This window comes from Chloroflexota bacterium (assembly GCA_018825785.1).
GTDB lineage: Bacteria > Chloroflexota > Dehalococcoidia > JACVQG01 > JAHKAY01 > JAHKAY01.
Map to the genome: position 1 here is coordinate 25,718 of JAHKAY010000014.1, position 20,128 is coordinate 45,845.

Sequence of the window (20,128 nt, forward strand, 5' to 3'; positions counted from 1 at the left end):
GGGGTTTCCAGTGGACAGGGTTATTGTTTTTGACACCACTTTAAGGGACGGGGAACAGGCGGCAGGGGCTATGCTCAACCCTCAGGAGAAGCTGGAGATAGCCCGGCAGCTGGATGTCCTGGGGGTGGATGTCATTGAGGCCGGCTTCCCCATAAGCTCCGCGGGGGACCTGGAGGCGGTGCGCCTCATCGCCCGGGAGGTGAGGCGGCCTGTCATCTGCGCCCTGGCGCATGCCCAGCGCGACGCCATCGACCAGGCTTGGCTGGCGGTGAAAGAGGCCAGAGCGCCCAGGCTCCATGTCTTTCTATCTGCCTCGGATATCCACCTCGACTATCAGCTCAAGAAGACCCGGGAGGAGGTCCTGGAGCGGGCCCGGGAGATGGTGGCCCGGGCCAGGGGCTATTGTGATGATGTGGAATTCTCCCCCATGGATGCCAGCCGCACCGAGCCCGCCTTTATTTACCAGATACTGGAGACGGCGATTGACGCGGGGGCGCGGGTGGTGAATATCCCCGACACCGTAGGCTATGCCATACCCCAGGAATTCGGAGACCTTATTGCTGGCATCGTCCAGAATGTGCCCAATATAAGCAAGGCCACCATCAGCGTCCACTGCCACAATGACCTGGGGCTGGCGGTGGCCAATAGCCTGGAGGCCGTCCGGCGGGGGGTCCGCCAGGTGGAGTGCACCATCAATGGTATTGGGGAGCGGGCCGGCAATGCCTCCCTGGAGGAGGTCGTCATGGCCATCAAGACCAGGAAGGACCTCTTCAACCTGACAACGGGTATAGACACCGCTCAAATATACAAGACCAGCCGCCTGGTGAGCGAGCTTACGGGCTTTGCTGTCCAGCCCAACAAGGCTATTGTGGGGGCCAACGCCTTCCGCCACCAGTCCGGCATCCACCAGGACGGGGTGCTGAAGAAGGCCATTACCTACGAGATTATAGACCCCATGGAGGTGGGCATCCCCGCCAGCAGCCTGGTCCTGGGCAAGCTGAGCGGCAGGCATGCCTTCAAGGAGCGCCTGGCCGAGCTGGGCTATACCCTGAAGGAGGAGGCTTTCAACCGGGCCTTCCAGGCCTTCAAGGAGCTGGCCGAAAAGAAAAAGGAGATAAGGGACCGGGACATTGAGTCCGTAGTGGCCCAGGAGCTGCGGACCATTTCTGAGGTCTATCACCTGGAGCATGTTCAGGTCTCCTGCGGCGACCACAGTGTCCCCACCGCCACTGTCAAGCTCATCGGCCCCGAGGGACAGGTGGTGGCCCATTCCTCCACAGGCACCGGGCCCGTGGATGCGGTCTATAAGGCCATTGACCAGATAGTAAAGGTGCCCTGCAGGCTCACGGAGTTCTCCGTGAACTCGGTAACCGAAGGCATAGACGCCGTTGGGGAGGTGGTGGTGAGGGTGGAGAGCGGGGCGGTTACCTACACCGGGAGGGGTGCCGCCACGGATATCATCGTGGCCAGCGCCAGGGCCTATATGAATGCCCTCAACCGCCTCCTCCGGGCCAAGCAAGCCGCCTGAATGACCCTGGCGGAGAAGCTCCTGGCGGCCCGTACCGGCCGGAAATCGGTGAGCCCGGGGGAGTTCCTCTCCGTGCCGGTGGACCTTGTCCTGGCCAACGATGTCACCGCCCCCCTCGCCATCCAGGAGTTCCGCCGCCTGGGGGTGGGCCGGGTCTTTGACCCCAAGAAAATCGTCTTCGTCCCCGACCACTTTGTCCCCGCCAAGGACGTCCCCTCGGCGGAGCAATCCAGGGTGATGAGGGAGTTTGCCCAGGAACAGGGGGCAGTCTATTTTGAGGTGGGGAGGGCAGGCATTGAGCATGTGCTCCTTCCGGACAAGGGCCTGGTCCTCCCGGGCCAGATAGTTATCGGGGCCGATTCCCATACCTGCACCTACGGGGCCCTGGGGGCCTTCGCCACGGGCATGGGCTCCACCGATATTGCCTGCGCCATGGCCAGCGGGGAGACCTGGATGAGGGTCCCCCATACTATCAGGTTTGTCTATCACGGCCTCCTCCCCAAATGGGTGGGGGGGAAGGACCTGGTCCTTTTCACCATCGGCCAGATAGGGGTGGACGGGGCCCTCTACGCCTCTATGGAGTTTGATGGAGAGACGATAAGAGAGATGTCCATGGACGGGCGTTTCACCATGGCCAACATGGCGGTGGAGGCGGGGGCCAAGGCGGGCCTCTTTGCCGTGGACGAGAAGACCCTGGAATACCTCCGCCCCAGGGCCAAAGGCCCTTTCCAGGTCTATACCTCGGAAGGCCCCTATTCCCGGGTGCTGGAGTACGATGTCTCCACTCTTGAGCCCCAGGTGGCCTTTCCCCACCTCCCCAGCAATACCCGTCCCCTGAGCCAGGTTGGGGACTTGCAGATAGACCAGGCGGTCATCGGCTCGTGCACCAACGGCCGGATAGAGGACCTGAGGATGGCAGCAGGAATCCTCAAAGGCAGGCAGGTGCACCCCGGGGTCCGCCTGATTGTCATCCCTGCCACCCAGGAGATATACCTCCGGGCGGCAAAGGAAGGGCTCCTGGAGGCATTTGTCCTGGCGGGGGCGGCGGTGAGTACCCCTACTTGTGGCCCCTGCCTGGGGGGCCATATGGGGGTGCTGGCGGAGGGGGAGAGGGCCATCGCCACAACCAACCGCAACTTCAGGGGCAGGATGGGGAGCACCAGGAGCGAGGTCTATCTGTCCAGCCCTGCCGTGGTGGCCGCCAGCGCCGTATTGGGCAGGATAGGCGGGCCTGAGGAGCTGGGGCTGTGAAGCTGAAGGGCCGGGCCCATAAGTTCGGGGCCAATATAGATACCGATGTCATCATCCCCGCCCGCTACCTGACCACCACCGACCCCGGGGAGCTGGGCCGGCACCTTATGGATGGGTTGGGGGAGGGCTTTGCCAAGAAGGTCTCCGCCGGGGATATGCTGGTGGGGACGACCAACTTCGGCTGTGGCTCCTCCCGGGAGCACGCCCCCCTGGCTATCAAGGGGGCCGGCATCTCCTGCGTTATCGCCCAGAGCTTTGCCCGCATCTTCTTCAGGAACGCAATCAACATCGGCCTCCCCGCCCTGGAGTGCCCCCAGGCGGAGGAGATAGAGGAGGGGGACCTCCTGGAGGTGGACCTGGCCTCGGGGGAGATAAAGGACCTCACCCGGGGCCGGATGTATAATGCCGTCCCCTATCCCCCCTTCATGCTGGAGATAGTCCGGGCGGGGGGCCTGGTGGAATACACAAGGAGGAAGCTTTCAGGGAAATGAGGTTTGAGATTTTGGTCCTCCCCGGCGACGGCATCGGCCCCGAGGTGGCGGCGGAGGGGGTGAGGGTCTTGGAGGCCGTGGGAAAGCGCTTCGGCCACGGGTTCCTTTTCCACTACGACGATGTGGGGGGTATTGCCATAGACAGGCACGGGGTGGCCCTCAGGCCGGAGACTCTGGAAAGGGCAAGGAAAGGCCGGGCGGTGCTCCTGGGGGCGGTGGGGGGGCCCAAGTGGGATGACCCCCTGGCAAAGGTGAGGCCCGAGGATGGCCTCCTGGCCCTGAGGAAGGGACTGGGCCTCTTCGCCAACCTCCGTCCGGCGAGGGCCTGGCCCATGCTCCTGGATTCCTCCCCCTTCAAACCCGAGGTCCTCAAGGGGGTGGACCTCATCGTGGTGCGGGAGCTAACCGGGGGGCTATACTTCGGCCGGCCCAAGAAGCGCTGGCAGAGCCCCCGGGGCCGGAGGGCGGTGGATACCCTGGCCTACTCAGAGAAGGAGATTGTCCGCATCCTGAGGGTGGGCTTTGAGCTGGCCCGGACCCGCAGCCGGAGGCTCGTCTCCGTTGATAAGGCCAATATCCTGGAGTCCTCCCGCCTGTGGCGGGAGATTGCCACGGAGCTGGCCCCGGAGTATCCCGACGTGGAGCTCCAGCACATGCTGGTGGACGCCTGCGCCATGAGGCTCGTCCGCCGCCCCTCGGAGTTTGATGTCATAGTCACCGAGAACATGTTCGGGGACATCCTCACCGATGAGGCCTCGGTGCTGGCGGGGTCCCTGGGCATGCTCCCCTCGGCCAGCCTGGCCGGGGTGCCCCAGGCGGGGAAGCCCACCTTTGGCCTCTACGAGCCGGTCCACGGCTCGGCCCCCAAACATGCGGGGAAAGGTATAGCCAACCCCCTGGCCACCATCCTCTCCGTGGCCCTCCTGCTGAGGTATTCCCTGGGCCTGGAAGAGGCGGCCCGGGCGGTGGAAAAGGCGGTGGAGGCCGTCCTGGCCGGAGGCGCCCGCACCCGTGATATAATGGGGCCATCCGGCAGCTATGTGAGCACGGGGGACATGGGCAGGCTGATAGCTGATAGATTGGGGTAGCGGACAGGGGGTTTCTTCTTGACACAGGTCTTTATCTACGACACCACCCTCAGGGATGGGGCCCAGCGGGAGGGGCTGTCCTTCTCGGTGGAGGACAAGCTCAAGATTGCGAAGAAGCTGGACGAGCTGGGCATCCCCTTTGTTGAGGGGGGCTGGCCGGGCTCTAACCCCAAGGAGGAGGAGTTCTTCAGGAAGGCCCGGGGGCTGAAGCTGGCCCAGGTCGCCCTGGTGGCCTTCGGCTCCACCCGCCGGCCAGGGACAAAAGCCGAGGAGGATGCCAACCTCCTGGCCATCCTGGGGGCGGGGGTGGGGGTGGCCTGCCTGGTGGGGAAGGCCTGGGCCCTCCAGGTGACCCAGGTGCTGGAGACCTCTCTTGAGGAAAACCTGAGCATGGTCCGTGACTCGGTGGCCTTTTTGAGGGGCCGGGGCCTGAGGGTCTTTCTTGATGCCGAGCACTTCTTTGAGGGCTATAAGGACAATCCCGGCTATGCTCTTGAGGCCCTGAGGACGGCGGCCGGGGCGGGGGCGGAGGTCCTGGTCCTCTGCGATACCAACGGCGGGTCGTTGCCCCACGAGATAGAAGCCGGGGTGAAGGCTGCCCTGAGAATCGGGGTCCCCCTGGGCATCCATGCCCACAATGACGGCGAGGTGGCGGTGGCCAACAGCCTGGCAGCGGTGATGGCGGGGGCAGTCCAGGTGCAGGGGACAATCAATGGCTACGGGGAACGCTGCGGCAATGCCAACCTCTGCTCCATCATCCCCGCCCTCAAGTTGAAGCTGGGGATAGACTGCCTCAGCAAGGCCCAGCTCTCCCGGCTCACCGAGGTATCCCGCTATGTCAGCGAGATAGCCAACCTGGCCCCCGATGCCCACCTGCCCTATGTGGGGGCCTCCTCCTTTGCCCACAAGGCGGGGCTCCATGTCTCCGCCATGATGAAGTGGGACCGGAGCTATCAGCATATAGACCCCGCCCTGGTGGGCAACCACCCCCGCGTGCTGGTCTCGGAGCTCTCGGGCCGCAGCAGCATCCTTTTCAAGGCCAGGGAGAAGGGGTTTGAGCGCCTGGAGGAGGTGGAGGCACAGAAGGTCGTGGAGCGCATAAAGGCCCTGGAGAGCCAGGGCTTTCAGTATGATGGGGCCGAGGCCTCCTTTGAACTGCTCCTCCACCGGGCGCAGCCGGGATACAAACCCCCCTTTGAGCTGGTGGACTTCCTGGTGGTGGTGGAAAAGCGCCGCCGTCCCCCCCAGGCGGGGGAGGAGGGCCTGCTGGCCGAGGCCATGGTCAAGGTGAAGGTGGAGGGGGAGCTGGTCCACACCGCCGCCGAGGGGAACGGCCCTGTCAATGCCCTGGACGCGGCCTTGAGGAAGGCCCTGGTCCGCTTCTACCCCGCCCTGGAGAGGGTTAAGCTGGTGGACTACAAGGTGCGCATCCTGGAGGAGAGCGCGGGAACGGCGGCCCAGGTGAGGGTGCTCATTGAGTCCAGCGATGGGGAGGCGGAGTGGCGGACGGTGGGGGCCTCTCCCAACATCATTGAGGCCAGCTGGCAGGCCCTGACCGATAGCCTGGAATACTGGCTGTGGAAAAGGGCCTGAAGGACCCCCTGTCGGACCTCTGTAATGGTGCCCTCTTTACCCTGAAGGGGCTGGGCTATCCTCACACTGCCCTTTTCCTCAAAAGGGGCAGGAAGCTGGAACTGTTGGCCTCCCGTGGCCGCCTTTCCGGACTGAAGATTACCGGGGGGAACCTGCCCCGGAAGATGCCTTCCAGCGTGGTCTTTCACCTGAAATCGGGGCGCAGGCTGCGGGGCTATCTGGTCCTGGAAAAGGGGGACCGGGTCCTCTCCCCGGGTGAGCGGGAGCTTCTGGGGGGGCTGGCCCGGCTCCTGGGGCAGGCGCTGGAGGCCCTGGAAAAGGCTCAGCAGGAGGGCCTGGTGGACAGCCTAACCGGGGTCTATAACCGGAACTACCTGGAGAAGCGCCTGGAGGAGGAGCTGGCCCGGGCCCGGAGAAAGGGGCGTCCCTTTTCCCTGGTGCTGGTGGACACCCACGGTCTGAAGGAAATCAACGACCGCTACGGCCATGTGGTGGGGGACGAGGCCCTGAAGGCCGTGGCCCGGCTGTTCCGGGACAACCTGAGGGTGGGCGACGGGGTGGCCCGCTACGGGGGGGATGAGTTCGTCCTCCTCATGCCCGAGGTCTCGGCCCAGGAGGCTGAGAGGGCCATGGGCCGGTTGACGGGCGTCTTTTCTCGCTCCTGCTTTTCCGCAGGGGGTGAGGAGTACCCCCTCCCCGCCTTTGGCTACGGGGTAGCCACCTTTCCCCAGGACGGGGAGGGCCCGGCCCAGATCCTTTCCGCCGCCGACCAGGCCCTCGTCAGGGCCAAGACCCGGCTGGTCTAACCTGTCCGGCCCTGGGACAAGGGCCGGGGGTCGGGTGCGGCTCTGGTCAGGGCCTCAGGTCTTTTTTCCCGGTGGGGCTTCGGCCTGGGCTACCAGGGTCTTGAGCTGGGACAACAGGTCCTGGAGGGCCTCCTGGGCCTGGAGGTTCTGGCAGATCTGGGTCTGGGAGAGCTGGTTCAGGGCGGCCAGTTCCCTCACCTTTTGTTCCAGGGTCTGGGTTCTGGCCTCCAGTTCCTGGCGGGCCTGGTGCTCGGCCCGGTAGAGCTGGTGGAGTTCCCGGGCATAGACCCTCATCTGCTCCGGGCTCGAGCCTTGGGGCCTGTTTTCGGCCCTATCAGCCACTGGCCTTCTCCCTTCGGCCCCTTTCCAGGACCTGGGCAATCTTGTCCAGGAGGGCGATGGGGCTGAAGGGCTTGACGAAATAGTCGTCGGCCCCTGCCTCCCTCCCCCTTTCCAGGTCCTCCCTGGTGCCCCTTGCGGTGAGCATTATGACGGGGGTATTGGTGGTCAAAGGGTCCCCCTTGAGCTGGCGGCAGGCTTCAAAGCCGTCCATCCCGGGCATCATCACATCCAGAAGGACCAGGTCAAAAGCTTCCTTCTTGGCCAGGCAAAGGGCGTCCATGCCGTCAGCGGCCTCCACGATGGTGTGGCTGTCCCCCAGGGTGACGGCCACCAGCGTCCTTATGTCCGGGTCATCGTCCACTATCAGTATTCGGTGCATTCGCCCCCTTTTCTTACAGGGATGGAGAAGAAGAAGGTGGAGCCCTGGCCCGCCCGGCTCTCCAGCCAGATGCGGCCTCCGTGGGCCTCCACCAGGTGTTTGGAGATGCTCAGGCCCAGGCCTGTCCCCCGAACCCTGCCTACTTGTTCGCTTTTGCCCCGGTAGAACTTCTCAAAGATTCTCTCCTGCTCCTCCCTGGGGATGCCGATGCCTTCGTCCGAGACACTCACTATCACCCCGGCCCCGTTTCTCCGGGAGGAGACCCGGATGGTGCCCCCCCTGGGGGAGTACTTAACAGCATTGCTCAGCAGGTTGCGCAGGACCTGGGAGATGCGGGCGGGGTCTATCTCCACCAGTTGTATCTCTTTCAGGCAGGCATCAAAGGAGTGCTTGAGGCAGGAAGCCTGGTAGTCGTTGACACAGGCCTCAATCAGCCTGTTGAGGTCAACATTCTCACTTTTCAGCTCCAGGGTCCCCGTCTCAATGCGGGAGATATCCAGCAGGTCGTCCACGATAGTGGTCATGTGCCTGGCCTGGTCATAGATGCGTTGCACCATGGGCTGGAGCTTGGCGGGGACCTGCTCCTTCTTTATCATGAGCTCGGAGTAGCCCACCAGCATGGTGAGGGGGGAGCGGAGCTCGTGGGAGACCCGGGAGACAAATTCTGTCTTAAGTCTGCTGAGGTGGCGCAGGGCCTCCACCTCCCCTACCTGGGCAAAGAGGCGGGCATTATGCACGGCTACCGCCGCCGCCCGCCCCAGGGTGAACAGGAGCTGGATGTCCTCCTGGCCAAAGGGATGGGGGTCGGGAAAATACAGGGTAAGGACCCCCAGGGGGGTGGTCCCGAGAAGGACGGGCACCGCTATCAGAGAGCCGGCCCCGGCCTCCAGCGGGGATGTCTCCGAGCCGGGGTAGACGATGGGCTGTCCGGTGAGATACACCACCCTGTTGGTGGCTTCGGAGGGGTTGATGTGGGGGCTGGCCTGGAACTGGAAAGAGCCCTGGCTGTCCAGGAAGGAGCTGGAGCGCAGTTCATGAGTCTGGGGGTCGTAAAGGGAAAAGATGGCCTCCCCGCCCCCAAGGAGCTGCCGGGCGCTGCGCAGGACATTTTCAACCGCGTCCTCCAGGGACAGATTAGAACCCAGCCGCGTGAGGAGCTCGGAGAGGAGCGTCAGCCTCTCCAGGTGGCGCCCCTGGCCCTGAAACAGCCGGTAGTTCTCGGTAGCTACTGTCAGCTGGGCAATGACGGGCTCCAGCACCTGTATCTCTCGGAGGCCGAAGGCCTGGGGGTGGCAACTGAGAAGGGCCAGGTAGCCCCACACTGTGTCCCGGGTCACGAGGGGCAGGCGCAGGACGGAGCGATATCCCCGCTGGGCATAGACCTGGTCTATGGGGAAGTGGTCCTCCAGCTTGAGGTCCAGGATGAGATGGGGCTTGCGGTGGACTTTCAGCCATTCCAGGGGGGTCTTCTTCAGGGCCCTTATCTCCTCCTCCCCCTTTTCCAGCACCCCCTGCCCCAGGTCCAGGGCCATCTCTGTTATCTCGCCGTTCCCCTCTTCCAGTACAGCCTCGGCCCGCTCCAGGTCCACCAGGCGTTTCACTTCCCGGGCAAAGGCCATGAACCCCTCTTCTATCTTGAGGCTGGAGATGAGGACCTTGGCTATCTCCCAGGTGGCGGAAAGCTGCTCCGTCTTTTCTTTTAGCTCTTCATAGGAGATGGCATGGCGGATTGCCATAGCTGTGTTGGAAGCGAAGGTGCCCAGAAGGCGGAACTCCTCGGCGGTGAAGGCCAGGGTATGAGGGCCGGTGAGGATTACGGAGCCCAGGGCCTCCTGGTTGGCCATCAGGGGGATAATGACCAGGGTCCGCTTGTCCTTAAAGAGGGGCATGGCTTTTAGCTTTTCCGGTATGAGGGAAGGCTCGGTGAAGATAAGGGTTCCCTTGCCCTGGGTAACGGCCTGGGCCAGGGTTGGGGGGAGGTCCATCAGGTCTATTTCCAGGCCCTGGGTCCCCTCCTCCCTGGCCCCGTGAGCAGCCAGGACTCTCAGGCGCTGCTCCTTCCTGTCCAGCAGGGCGACAAGGGCCAGGGTGGAGTTGTTGGGCACCAGCCGGGCCAGGGCCTGTTTCAGCCTCTCTCTCAGCTCCTGCCCCGACCCCAGAATGGTGGACACCTCGTATAGGGTGGAAAGCTCCCTGGTCCTTTCCTTTACCTTGGTCTCCAGCATGTCGCCCCAGCCCTTCAGTTCCTGCTGTGCCTCATGGAGCCTCTGCCGCATTGTCTCCAGGGCCTGGGCCAGGGTCTCTGCCTCCCCCAGGCCGGTGGTGGGGATGGGGGTCTCCAGGCCCCCCCGGGCCAGGACCTGGGCGGCGGAGGTGAGCCTCTTCATCGGGGTGGACATCCTGTGGATGGCAAACCAAGCCAGGGCCAGTACCCCCGCAAAGCCCAGCCCCGCCAGGACTCTCCCCCACCTCCACCAGGAGAGAAGGGAATCCAGCCCTTCTGCCAGGCCCTGCCCCATTGTCTCCTGGGCCATCCAGAGCCCTCCAAAATAGAGCACCCAGAAGAAGAGGGTAATACCCAGAAAGACAATAACGACCAACTTCCCCTCCAGCCCCGAGGGGAACGCAACCCACTGCCGTTTCATCGGGACATCTTTCCTAGGCCTATTCTGCCAGAATGGTCCCCCCCGCCTATGACCCTTTAGTCCCCTTCAGGGGGGGACATTCGGGTGGGGAAAGGGGGCCTATTCGTACCGGAGGGCCTGGATGGGGTCCAGACGGGCGGCACGGGAGGCGGGGTAGAAACCGAAGAAGATGCCGATGGCGGCGGACAGGGAGAAGGACAGAAGGACTACGGGCAGGGTGACGGCGGGCTGAAGGGCCACCTCGCCCATCCTGATGCCGGAGACCAGGCCGGAGAGGCCCATCCCCAGGAGGATGCCGACTATGCCCCCCGCCAGGCTGAGGAAGGTGGCCTCCAGAAGGAACTGGAGCATAATATGGCGCCGCTTGGCCCCCACCGCTTTGCGGATACCTATCTCCCGGGTGCGCTCGGTGACGGAGACCAGCATGATGTTCATGATGCCGATGCCCCCCACCAGCAGGGAGATACCGGCGATGGCTCCCAGGAAAATGGTGAAGATGCCCGTCACCTGGCCCACTATCTGGAGCACATCCTCCTGGCTGATGATGCTGAAGTCCTCCTCCTCGGAGGAGCCGTGGCGCTCTAGGAGGATGGCCCTCACCTCTTCCTTGGCCTGTTCTACCAGCTGGCGGTCAGCTACCTGGACGGTGATGACCTGGAGGGAGAGTTCCCCCCCGGCAGTCGTCTGGCGGGCCAGCCCTGCCTGGAAGGTGGTGATGGGGACCAGGACCAGGTCATCCTCCATTCCCATGGCCCCCCCTTTGCTCTCCAGCACGCCGATGACCCGCAGGCGGAGGGGCCCCACCCGGAGCCACTGCTCCAAGGCATCGCCATCGGGGAAGAGGGTCTGGGCTACCTGGTTCCCCAGGACCGCAACCCTCGCCCTGGATTCCTCCTGCTGAGGGGTGAAGAAGTCCCCTTCCGCCAGGGAGTAATTGCGCACCTGGACGTACTCCGGGGTCACCCCCCGGACGAAGGTGGTGGTATTCAGTCCCCCGGCCACTACCGGGACGGTGGTGTTGACCTGGGGGGCCACGGCCGCTACCGAAGGGGCCCTCTCCGGGTCCATGAGGGCTCGGGCATCTTCCAGGGTGAGGCTGGAGCCGGTTCCCACCAGACCCCTCATGCCCATCTCCGTCGGCGGGCCGGGATAGACCCAGAGGAGGTTGCTGCCCAGGCCCTGAATCTGGCCGGCTACCATCTGCTGGGCACCGCTGCCCAGGGCCAGAAGGGAGATGACGGAGGCGACGCCGATGACTATCCCCAGCATGGTGAGGGAGGAGCGCAACCGGTGGGCGGCCAGACCCCTCAGGGCAATGAAGAAGACATCACCAGCCCTCACCCCTTCTCCTCCCGCAGGATTCCGTCCCGGATGAAGAAACGCCTCTGGGCCCGGAGGGCGATATCCCTTTCGTGAGTTACCAGGACAATGGTGAGCCCCTCCTTCCGGTGGAGGTCCTCAAAGAGCTTCAGGATATCCTCCCCGGTGCGGCTGTCCAGGTTCCCCGTGGGCTCATCGGCCAAGAGCAGGGAGGGCCTGTTTATCAGGGCCCGGGCGATGGCCACCCTTTGCTGTTCCCCGCCGGAAAGCTCATTGGGGCGATGGTCGGCCCGCTGGGCCAGCCCCACCTTCTTCAGGGCCTCCCAGGCCAGTCCCCGCCGACCCCCTTTCCCGGCATAGATGAGGGGCAGCTGCACATTGCTCAGGGCGCTGGTGCGGGGCAGGAGGTTATAGGTCTGGAAGACAAAGCCCAGCTTCCGGTTCCTCACCGAGGCCAGGGCATCATCGGAAAGGCGGCTCACCTCTTCCCCATCCAGGCGGTAGCTCCCAGAGGTAGGACGGTCCAGGCAGCCTATTATGTTCATCAGGGTGGACTTGCCGGAACCGGAAGGGCCCATGATGGCTGCCATCTCTCCCCGCTCAATCTTCAGACTCACCCCCTGGAGGGCAAGCACCTGCCCCCGCCCCAGATGGTAGACCTTGGTGATGCCCTCCATCTCAATCATGCCGGATAGCCTACCGGCCGAAGAAAAGCCCGCCCCCGGAGGAAGGGGTAGGGGTGGAGCGGGATGACTCCACCTGGACCTTCTCTCCCTCCTTCAGGCCTGAGGTAATCTCGGTGTAATCCCCGTCGGAGGGGCCTGCTACCACTACCCTCTCCTCCAACCTCTCCCCTGCCACCACCTTCACCACCCTCTCCTGGCCGCGGCGGGAAAGGGCCCGGTTGGGCACCAGGAGTACATTCTCCCTCTTGTCCACCAGGATTTCGGCTGTGACAGTGAGGCCCTCCCGTAGGGTGATACCGGCCTGGACGGCTCCATCAGGAGACCTGGGGCCCTCAAGGGAGAGGAGGACGCGGTAGTTTATCAACCCGGCCTGGCGCTGGGCCAGGGGAGCAATGGCTTTGACCTGGCCCTGGAAAGTTACGGTGGGCAGGGCGTCAAGGACAGTCCTGGCCTCCTGGCCGGGGCGGATTTTGGGGATATCCTGCTCATCCACCAGGGCCTCCACCTCCAGACGGGAGGTATCCACCAGGACAAAGACGGCGGCATTGGCCGGGGCATATTCCCCCGCCCTGAAATTGGTGGCCGCCACCACCCCGTCAAACGGGGCGGTGATGGTGGCCCTGGACAGGCTCTCCCTGGCCTGGTCCAGGGAGTCCTGGGCCGCCCTTAGCTGGGCCTCCCGTAGCTCTACCTCCTTCAGGTCGGGGCCTTTGAGGATATCGTTGAGCTGGGCCTGGGCGGAGGCGTGGGAGGCCTGGGCGGAGGCCAGCTGTTCCTCCCTGAGCTTGACATCCTTGGGGTCAGCGCCTGAGAGGATATCGTCGAGCCCGGCCTGGGCGGAGGTGAGGGAGGCCTGGGCGGAGGCCAGCTGTTCCTCCCTGAGCCTGACATCCTTGGGGTCAGCCCCGGCGAGGATATCGTCAAGCTGGGCCTGGGCAGAGACGAGGGAGGCCTGGGCAGAGGCCAGCTGCTCTTCTCTGAGCTTGACATCTTTGGGGTCAGCGCCTGAGAGGATATCGCCAAGCTGGGCCTGGGCGGAGGCGAGGGAGGCCTGGGCAGAGGCCAGCTGTTCCTCCCTGAGCTTGACATCCTTGGGGTCAGCCCCGGCGAGGATATCGTCAAGCTGGGCCTGGGCGGAGGTGAGGGAGACCTGGGCAGAGGCCAGCTGCTCTTCTCTGAGCTTGACATCTTTGGGGTCAGCGCCTGAGAGGATATCTCCAAGCTGGGCCTGAGCCTGCTTGAGGGAGGCCTGGGCGGCGATAAACTGGAAGTTCAGGCGTTCTATCTCCAGGGGGTCGGGGTTCTCCAGCAGGGAGAGGTTCTCCTGGGCCTGTCTCAGGGCCTCCTGGGCCCGGGAGAGGCTGTTCTTGGCGGCAGCTTCTGCCCTGGCCTGCTGGAGGCGGGTGACCTCCAGGTCGTCCCTGGCCTTCAACAGGGCTTTCCAGGCCTTGTCCACGGAATCGGGGACTGATTCAAGGCCAAGGGCCACCCTGGGGTCAACATAGATGGTCTCCTCCAGGAGGAACATGCCGTAGTTCTTCATGAGGAGGTCCTGGTAGGCCTTCCTGGCCTCGGCCAGTTTCTCCTCGCCGTCCTTCACGGTCCTGGACCAGGCCTTCCCGGTGGCTTCCACCTCTTTCTCTGCGGCCAGGAGGGCTTCTTGGGCCAGGGCCACTGCGTTTCTGCCCCCCGTAAGGTCCTCCTCCGGGGGATTTTCCAGCCGGAGCTGGGCATCCCGGGCCGCCAGGAGAGAAGCCTGGGCGGTGTTCACGGCAGCCTCGGCCCGGGCTATATCGGACTGTTTATAGGGGTCTCTGGCCCTGTCCAGTGCGTCCTGGGCTGAGGCGAGGGTGGCCTTGGCTGAGGCGACCTGGGCCTGGGCGCGGGCGGTATCGGACTCCTCATAAGGGTCCTTGGCTCTGTCCAGTGAGTCCTGGGCCGAGGCGAGGGCGGCCTTGGCGGAGGCGACCTGGGCCTGGGCGCGGGCGGTATCGGACTCCTTGTAGGGGTCTTTGGCTTTGTCCAGTGCGTCCTGGGCTGAGGCGAGGGCGGCCTTGGCGGAGGCGACCTGGGCCTGGGCGCGGGCGATATCGGCATCTTTATAGGGGTTTTCGGCCTTATCCAGGGCATAGCGGGCATTTGCCAGGTTGGCCTCGGCCTGGCGGACGGCCCCTTCCAGGGGGGCCATCTCCAGGCGGGCAAGCACCTGCCCTTTCCTTACCTCCTGGCCCACCTCCGCCAGGAGCTCCTGCAGGTTGCCGGGGCTGGCGAAGGCCAGCTTCTGCTGGTTGGGCAGGTTGAGGTTGCCGCTGGCCATGACCATGACCTCCAGATTGCCCCGCCTGACCTCCACCTCCTGGGCGGTGGGGGTGGGGGTGGGAGCGGGGCGAAAAATCCGGCAGGAAAAGAGCCCGGCCAGGGAAAGGAGGAGGAGAAGAACACAGACCTTCTTGCTTATAGCCATCATATTATTGATGATAACCTCCCTAGAAGCTAGCGGGGCCGACCCAGGGGCATAATATACAGGGGTCGGGTAGCTTTTTCCAGGCCCAGGACGCGGGAGACCTCCTCGTCATCAAAGGCCCCCACCATCACGGTGCCCAGGCCCAGGGCCAGGGCCTGGAGGTGGACATTCTGTCCTATGTGTCCCACCTCAAAGTGGACATACATCTCCCCCCTCTTGCCGTACTGGGCCGTGGTCCTCTCGTAGATGGCGCAGACCACCAGGTCCACCGGCGCCTCCCGGAGGAACCTCTCGTTCAGGGCGGCGGCGGCCAGCTCTGCCCTCTTGTCCCCGCTGGCGAGAAGGTGGAGGGCGTGGGCTTCCGGCTCATAGTGGTAGATGCCTTCTGCCAGGCCCTCCACCCCGTCTTTGCCCACGACCCCATAGAGCTCCAGGGGATAGGTGGCCCCGGCGGAGGGGACGGCCCTCTTCCAGCCGCTGGTGAGGCCCTGGCATGCCCAGAGGACCTGCCCTAGCTGGGCCAGGGTGAGGGGCTGGGGGGAGTAGCGCCGGAGGGAGCGGCGGCGGGAAATGGCCGTCTCCACCGAAAGGATCCCGGTGGTGGCGGGAGGGGGGAGGGGGACGGGGTTCACCCCTTTACTACCCCGATGGGGCGGGCCTTGGCCACCTTGCGGGAGAGGCCGGCGTTGTGGGCCACCTCCACCACCTGGGCCACATCCTTGTAGGCGCTGGAGAACTCCTCGGCCAGGCCGGACCAGCTCCCTGTTTTTACCGTGATGCCCCGGCGGGCCAGCTCCTGGGCCACATCATGTCCCCTCAGGCTCCTCTTAGCGGCGGCCCGGCTCTGCAGCCTCCCCGCCCCGTGGCAGGTGGAGCCGAAGGCCTCCTTCATCCCCTGCTCTGTGCCCACGGCCACAAAGGAATACCGGCCCATATCTCCAGGGATAAGCACCGGCTGTCCCACTTTCTGGTAGCGGGCAGGGACGTCGGGGTGTCCAGGGGGGAAGGCCCGTGTGGCCCCCTTGCGGTGGACCACCAGGGTGAGCTTCTGTCCGTCGACCCTGTGCTCTTCCACCTTGGCGATGTTGTGGGCCACATCATAGACCATCCTCATCCCCAGCTCCTGGGGGCTTCTCTTGAAGACCTGGCTGAAGCTCTCCCTGGCCCAGTGGGCCATGGCCTGGCGGTTGGCCCAGGCGTAGTTGGCGGCAGAAGCCATGGCGGCGAAGTAGCTCTGGCCCTCGGGCGAGGAGAAGGGGGCACAGGCCAACTGGCGGTCGGGGAGCTGTATGCCGTAGCGGCGGGCAGCCTCCTCCATCACTTTCAGGTAGTCATCACATACCTGGTGGCCCAGGCCCCGGGAGCCGGAGTGGATAAGGAGCAGGACTTGCCCCACCCGCTCAATGCCCATGGCCCTGGCGGCCGCCGGGTCGTAGACCTCCTCCAGGACCCCCACCTCCAGGAAGTGGTTACCGGAGCCCAGGGTGCCTATCTGGGGCAGACCCCGGTCTTTGGCCCGGGCACTGACCCTGTCCGGGTCGGCCCCCTTCATGGCACCGCTTTCTTCTGTGGCCTCCAGGTCTTCCGCCCAGCCGTAGCCCTTCTCCACCGCCCAGCGGGCCCCGTGGAGCAGGACCTTGTCCAGCTCCCTCTTGTCCACCCTTATCCGCCCCGAGGTCCCCAGCCCTGAAGGGATATCGCTGTAGAGGCGGTTGACCAGCTCTTCAATCTTGGGCTGGACCTCCTCCCGGGACAGACTGGTGGTGAGGAGGCGGACCCCGCAGTTGATGTCATAGCCCACCCCGCCAGGGGAGATGACACCGTCCCTGGCCCTCATGGCGGCCACCCCCCCGATGGGGAAGCCGTAGCCCCAGTGGATATCGGGCATGGCCATGGAGTAGCTTACTATCCCGGGGAGAAAGGCCACATTGGCCACCTGCTCCAGCGCCTGCTCCTCTTTTGTCTCTTCCAGCAAGGCCTCGGAGGAGTAGATGAGGCCGGGGACCAGCATCCCCGGCTTGTAGCTCTGGGGTATTTCCCAGCGATAGTCGTCCCTTTTCTTCAGGGGCCCCTCCCAGCGAGGCATGGTCCCTCCTTTCTAGATGTCAAACAGGACCTGGACCCGGTAGCCGTCCCCCTTCTCTACCTTGAGCATGTGGTGGGTTGCCGCCTTGACCCCAATCTTGATGGGGTGGCGGGAAAGGTCGGCCTTCTCGCCGTAGGCCCGGGCCACAAGGCGGGTGGGCTGAAACTCCTGGAACTCAAAGCGGGAGAAAAGCAGGTTCTCCACATCAAAGAGGTATATGAGCCCGTTGAGCCACTCCACCAGGAGCCCCTCCGGGTCTTCGGCCTGCAATACCAGCTCCCGGCTGGTTATCTCCTTCACGGTCTCCGGGTCGGTTATCAGGCTGAAGAGGCCCAGGGCGGCGCTGGCGAAGGCCTCCTCCAGCCCCTTGCCATGGGCCACAATGCCTATATCAGCGGTGTGCTCTATGACCTCAAACCCCACATGGACATTATAGCTTAACAGGGGGGAGGGGGCAGCCCGGAAGGGAGCTGCAGGTTTAGACTGGCCAAAACCGCAAGCGTATCACCCGGCATTACGGAGCCAGCCCAACCCCCTGGTGGCCCCCAAGCGTCCCAACTCCGCCGGTTGAGGGAAACGGGAGTCCCGGACCGGAAGCCAGGGGCTGTGTCACCAGCGAAGACGTCATTGTAACTAATTGGAATCATTTTTTTATTGACTATTATCTAGCCCGTACCTTATACTGACTGGTTGGTGAACAATTTCACTAAAGGAGAGAAATAAGGATGAGTTCAGTCAAGCAGGGGCAGAAAGGAACAACGCGAAGGGAGTTCGTCAAGGGGGCCGCCGGTGTTGCCGGGGTGGCCGCTGTGGGGGCACTGGCCAGCTGTGTGCCTCTTACACCAGTTGCGCCTGCCTCAGCAACTCCGGAGCCCCAGAAGTGGGACAGGGAAGCCGATGTGGTGGTCCTGGGGACGGGGATAGGCGCTACGGCTGCCCTGGTGGCCCATGATGGCGGTGCCAAGGTCCTGATACTGGAGAAGGCAGCCGAATTTGGCGGCACCACCCGCATAACAGGCGGCGGGGTGGCCGTCCCCAATAACTATCTCATGAAGCAGGCTGGTATTGCTGTCACCAGGGAAAAGGCCCTCACCTATCTTAGAAGGGCCGCCGAGGGCCAGGCCTCAGAGGAGCTGATGGCCGCCTTCATAGATAACGCCAATGTGGCGGCTGAATGGCTGCGAGACAGGGCCGGTTTTGTATGGCAGCGCAGTGCATCACCCACCCCGGGTTTCGCGGACTACTATCCCTATGAGGGTACTGTCCACGCGGACCACAAGATTAGTATTCTGCGGGAGGACAAAGTTGGCGCTGGGGGAGGGCTTTCCAAGAGCTTGAAAGAGGCCATAGATAAGCGCGGTATTGAGGTCATGCTAAAAACGCCGGGCAGGAGGCTTATCACCAATGCCGCAGGCGAGGTTATCGGGATAATAGCTGAATCCGAGGGCAAGGAGATAACAATCAAGGCCAGGCGCGCCGTCATCATCGGCACGGGTGGCTTTGAGCACAACAGGGAGATGGTGCTCCACTTCCTACGGGCGCCCATCCACGCCGCCAACTCTAGAGCCGAATGCACGGGAGACGGGCATTTGATGGCTATGGCACTGGGGGCGGACCTGAGGAACATGAATGAGTGCTTTGGGCTGCCCTTCTTCAAACCGGTCCCCGATGCGTATTCAGGGATAGGCGACTGGCAGATGTATAGGGGGAAACCGGGCGCGGTCACAGTAAATAAGCACGGAGAAAGGATCGGCAACGAGTCCGCGGCCTATGACCCGGCAGAGAGGGCTTTCTACACCTACGACACGGGCACTTTTGAGTGGAGAAACATTCCCTCTTTCTGCCTCTTCGATTCGGGCTATACCAAGTACTACGGTTTGCCGGGAGTAGCGGTAGGGGCTGTGCCCGCATGGATGACAAAGGCTGACACCCTTGATGCCCTGGCCACGGCCCTGAAGGTAAATGTCGCCGGGCTCAAGAGCACAATGGACACCTTCAACAGGAACGCTAAGGAGGGGGTTGACCCTCTCTGGCACCGAGGCGAGACCGATTTTGACAAGTGGACTGCCGGTGACCTGAAGCGGACGGACATCAAGAACCCCTGTCTTGCCCCGCTGGAGACGCCGCCCTACTACGGGGCTGCAATCTGGCCAGGGATGTGTAGCACTGCTGGCGGTCTGAGGGCAAACGGGAATGCCCAGGTGCTCAACGTCTGGGGCAAGGTCATTCCCAGACTCTACGTCATAAGCGCCACCATGGCTGCTGCGACGGGTGTAGCCTATCCCTGGGGTGGCACCCCCCTTGGGCTAAGTATGACCTTCGGCTATGTTGCGGGCAAACACGCTGCCGGCCTGACCCCTTGGATGTAGGACCCAGCTTCTAGCTAAGGCGTAATCGCCTGGTGGGAGAGGCCTCAAGATTGAGGCCTCTCCCGTTTCTATTGGCGGATTCCCTCCTCGCGCCGGCATGCTGGGCCATCGCCGGGCCCCAGTCCCTGTGGCGGGGCAAGCCCTCCGGGCCTTGATAGCAGGCGGGGATTAAAGTAGAATCATACTAGGCCCGCTAGCTCAACTGGTAGAGCAGCTGACTCTTAATCAGCAGGTTAGAGGTTCGAGTCCTCTGCGGGTCACCACAGATTTGGCCAGGGGACTCAAAACCTGATAACCCCTGAAAGAGGCAAATAGGGTGCAAATCTGAGTTGCACCTGATAACATGTCGTTGAGGGGCGCCCGCAAAATGAGATGGTGGTCAAAGTTCAGGTCGCAACTGGGCTCTCGGCCCTCGTGGGGCGTTTTGCCCTCTGGTGCCGGGTGGAAGGCAAGAGCCCCAGAACGGTGGACTTCTATGAGGGGAACCTAAGGCGGTTTCTCTGGTATTGCCAGAAGGAGGGTTACCCTCAGGATGTCCAAGACATTACCCCCGAGCATCTGGCAGACTTCTTCCTGTATGTTGGCGGTGCCGAGAAGAGGTGGGGGATAGGGGGCAACGGCTCGGAAAGATGCCGCCCAAAGGCCTCCAGGACCACACTTAGACACTACTATCGCAGCCTAAAGGTTTTCTTTGCCTGGTTGATTAGAGAGCGGATGCTCAATGAGTCCCCCCTGGCCAGCTTCAATGCTCCCCGCCCTGAGAAACCTCTAATCGAACCCTATACTGAAGACGAAATCCGCCAGATGCTGGACGTGTGCCAGTGGGACTGGGAGCACAACGCCCGCTTCCTCGGCAGCCGGAACAAGGCAAACATCCTTGTTCTTCTGGACACGGGAGTCAGGCGGTCTGAGCTAGAAGGGCTGAGGCTTGAAGACACAGACCTAGTACTACTACGTTAAGTATGTTTGACAAAGGCCTTATGTTCAGCGCATACTATGGTCATGGATACGACACGCGCGCAACGGGAACGACTGAAGGGATTTCTGGACGACATGTTGGTGACCTTGGGCCGTTCTGAA

Annotated in this window: 17 protein-coding genes and 1 tRNA gene; 9 read left to right on the forward strand and 9 right to left on the reverse strand. The window is 63.5% G+C overall.

Going from position 1 to position 20,128, the window contains the following annotated elements:
* Positions 1 to 10 precede the first annotated feature (10 nt).
* From KJ624_02755 to KJ624_02780, 6 genes are read left to right on the forward strand one after another with little or no spacing between them, the layout of a single operon-like run.
* A complete protein-coding gene (locus KJ624_02755) occupies positions 11 to 1,528 on the forward strand; it encodes a 2-isopropylmalate synthase (protein MBU2008761.1) in 1,518 nt (505 codons plus the stop codon).
* A complete protein-coding gene (gene leuC, locus KJ624_02760) occupies positions 1,529 to 2,779 on the forward strand; it encodes a 3-isopropylmalate dehydratase large subunit (GenBank protein ID MBU2008762.1) in 1,251 nt (416 codons plus the stop codon).
* The gene (locus KJ624_02765) at positions 2,776 to 3,270 is read left to right on the forward strand and encodes a 3-isopropylmalate dehydratase small subunit (GenBank protein ID MBU2008763.1); all 495 of its coding nucleotides are present in this window, start codon (positions 2,776 to 2,778) and stop codon (positions 3,268 to 3,270) included. The genes leuC and KJ624_02765 overlap by 4 nt, the downstream gene beginning before the upstream one ends.
* Entirely contained in the window at positions 3,267 to 4,358 is a 1,092-nt protein-coding gene (gene leuB / locus KJ624_02770) for a 3-isopropylmalate dehydrogenase (protein ID MBU2008764.1), read from the forward strand. Before KJ624_02765 ends, leuB begins: the two co-directional genes overlap by 4 nt.
* Positions 4,359 to 4,376: 18 nt before the next feature.
* A complete protein-coding gene (gene cimA, locus KJ624_02775; GenBank protein ID MBU2008765.1) occupies positions 4,377 to 5,951 on the forward strand; it encodes a citramalate synthase in 1,575 nt (524 codons plus the stop codon).
* Entirely contained in the window at positions 5,936 to 6,757 is an 822-nt protein-coding gene (locus KJ624_02780) for a GGDEF domain-containing protein (GenBank protein ID MBU2008766.1), read from the forward strand. The genes cimA and KJ624_02780 overlap by 16 nt, the downstream gene beginning before the upstream one ends.
* Positions 6,758 to 6,811: 54 nt before the next feature.
* Here the strand turns inward: KJ624_02780 and KJ624_02785 are convergent, their stop codons facing one another.
* The 9 genes from KJ624_02785 to KJ624_02825 form a co-directional block, all read right to left on the reverse strand.
* Complete coding sequence (locus tag KJ624_02785; GenBank protein ID MBU2008767.1) at positions 6,812 to 7,099, reverse strand: hypothetical protein; 288 nt, start codon at positions 7,097 to 7,099, stop codon at positions 6,812 to 6,814.
* Positions 7,092 to 7,478, reverse strand: coding sequence for a response regulator (locus tag KJ624_02790; GenBank protein MBU2008768.1), 387 nt, complete (start codon positions 7,476 to 7,478; stop codon positions 7,092 to 7,094). The genes KJ624_02785 and KJ624_02790 overlap by 8 nt, the downstream gene beginning before the upstream one ends.
* On the reverse strand, positions 7,463 to 10,123 hold the full coding sequence (locus KJ624_02795; GenBank protein ID MBU2008769.1) for a GAF domain-containing protein: 2,661 nt from the start codon (positions 10,121 to 10,123) through the stop codon (positions 7,463 to 7,465). The genes KJ624_02790 and KJ624_02795 overlap by 16 nt, the downstream gene beginning before the upstream one ends.
* Before the next feature lie 99 nt (positions 10,124 to 10,222).
* Entirely contained in the window at positions 10,223 to 11,392 is a 1,170-nt protein-coding gene (locus KJ624_02800; protein ID MBU2008770.1) for an ABC transporter permease, read from the reverse strand.
* A gap of 68 nt (positions 11,393 to 11,460) precedes the next feature.
* Positions 11,461 to 12,129, reverse strand: coding sequence for an ABC transporter ATP-binding protein (locus tag KJ624_02805; protein ID MBU2008771.1), 669 nt, complete (start codon positions 12,127 to 12,129; stop codon positions 11,461 to 11,463).
* 10 nt (positions 12,130 to 12,139) lie between these two features.
* The gene (locus tag KJ624_02810) at positions 12,140 to 14,596 is read right to left on the reverse strand and encodes an efflux RND transporter periplasmic adaptor subunit (protein ID MBU2008772.1); all 2,457 of its coding nucleotides are present in this window, start codon (positions 14,594 to 14,596) and stop codon (positions 12,140 to 12,142) included.
* 26 nt (positions 14,597 to 14,622) lie between these two features.
* Positions 14,623 to 15,225, reverse strand: a complete 603-nt coding sequence (locus KJ624_02815) for a SagB/ThcOx family dehydrogenase (protein MBU2008773.1) — start codon at positions 15,223 to 15,225, stop codon at positions 14,623 to 14,625.
* Entirely contained in the window at positions 15,222 to 16,679 is a 1,458-nt protein-coding gene (locus tag KJ624_02820) for an RtcB family protein (GenBank protein ID MBU2008774.1), read from the reverse strand. The genes KJ624_02815 and KJ624_02820 overlap by 4 nt, the downstream gene beginning before the upstream one ends.
* 12 nt (positions 16,680 to 16,691) lie before the next feature.
* Positions 16,692 to 17,102, reverse strand: a complete 411-nt coding sequence (locus KJ624_02825; GenBank protein MBU2008775.1) for an archease — start codon at positions 17,100 to 17,102, stop codon at positions 16,692 to 16,694.
* 302 nt (positions 17,103 to 17,404) lie between these two features.
* Here KJ624_02825 and KJ624_02830 point away from each other — a divergent pair, with 302 nt between their 5' ends.
* From KJ624_02830 to KJ624_02840, 3 genes are all read left to right on the forward strand, one after another.
* Complete coding sequence (locus KJ624_02830) at positions 17,405 to 19,048, forward strand: FAD-binding protein (GenBank protein MBU2008776.1); 1,644 nt, start codon at positions 17,405 to 17,407, stop codon at positions 19,046 to 19,048.
* Positions 19,049 to 19,235: 187 nt separating this feature from the next.
* Positions 19,236 to 19,311, forward strand: a tRNA-Lys gene (locus tag KJ624_02835).
* A gap of 109 nt (positions 19,312 to 19,420) precedes the next feature.
* Positions 19,421 to 20,008, forward strand: coding sequence for a phage integrase N-terminal SAM-like domain-containing protein (locus tag KJ624_02840; protein ID MBU2008777.1), 588 nt, complete (start codon positions 19,421 to 19,423; stop codon positions 20,006 to 20,008).
* Positions 20,009 to 20,128: the final 120 nt, after the last annotated feature.

What these genes read in the sequence shown, in the direction of transcription:
- KJ624_02790 (MBU2008768.1), bottom strand. Translation starts at nt 7,478, where the DNA reads ATGCACCGAATACTGATAGTGGACGATGACCCGGACATAAGGACGCTG.
- leuC (MBU2008762.1), top strand. Translation starts at nt 1,529, where the DNA reads ATGACCCTGGCGGAGAAGCTCCTGGCGGCCCGTACCGGCCGGAAATCG.
- KJ624_02830 (MBU2008776.1), top strand. Translation starts at nt 17,405, where the DNA reads ATGAGTTCAGTCAAGCAGGGGCAGAAAGGAACAACGCGAAGGGAGTTC.
- KJ624_02800 (MBU2008770.1), bottom strand. Translation starts at nt 11,392, where the DNA reads ATGCTGGGGATAGTCATCGGCGTCGCCTCCGTCATCTCCCTTCTGGCC.
- leuB (MBU2008764.1), top strand. Translation starts at nt 3,267, where the DNA reads ATGAGGTTTGAGATTTTGGTCCTCCCCGGCGACGGCATCGGCCCCGAG.
- KJ624_02820 (MBU2008774.1), bottom strand. Translation starts at nt 16,679, where the DNA reads ATGCCTCGCTGGGAGGGGCCCCTGAAGAAAAGGGACGACTATCGCTGG.
- KJ624_02840 (MBU2008777.1), top strand. Translation starts at nt 19,421, where the DNA reads ATGGTGGTCAAAGTTCAGGTCGCAACTGGGCTCTCGGCCCTCGTGGGG.
- KJ624_02805 (MBU2008771.1), bottom strand. Translation starts at nt 12,129, where the DNA reads ATGATTGAGATGGAGGGCATCACCAAGGTCTACCATCTGGGGCGGGGG.
- KJ624_02795 (MBU2008769.1), bottom strand. Translation starts at nt 10,123, where the DNA reads ATGAAACGGCAGTGGGTTGCGTTCCCCTCGGGGCTGGAGGGGAAGTTG.
- KJ624_02810 (MBU2008772.1), bottom strand. Translation starts at nt 14,596, where the DNA reads ATGATGGCTATAAGCAAGAAGGTCTGTGTTCTTCTCCTCCTCCTTTCC.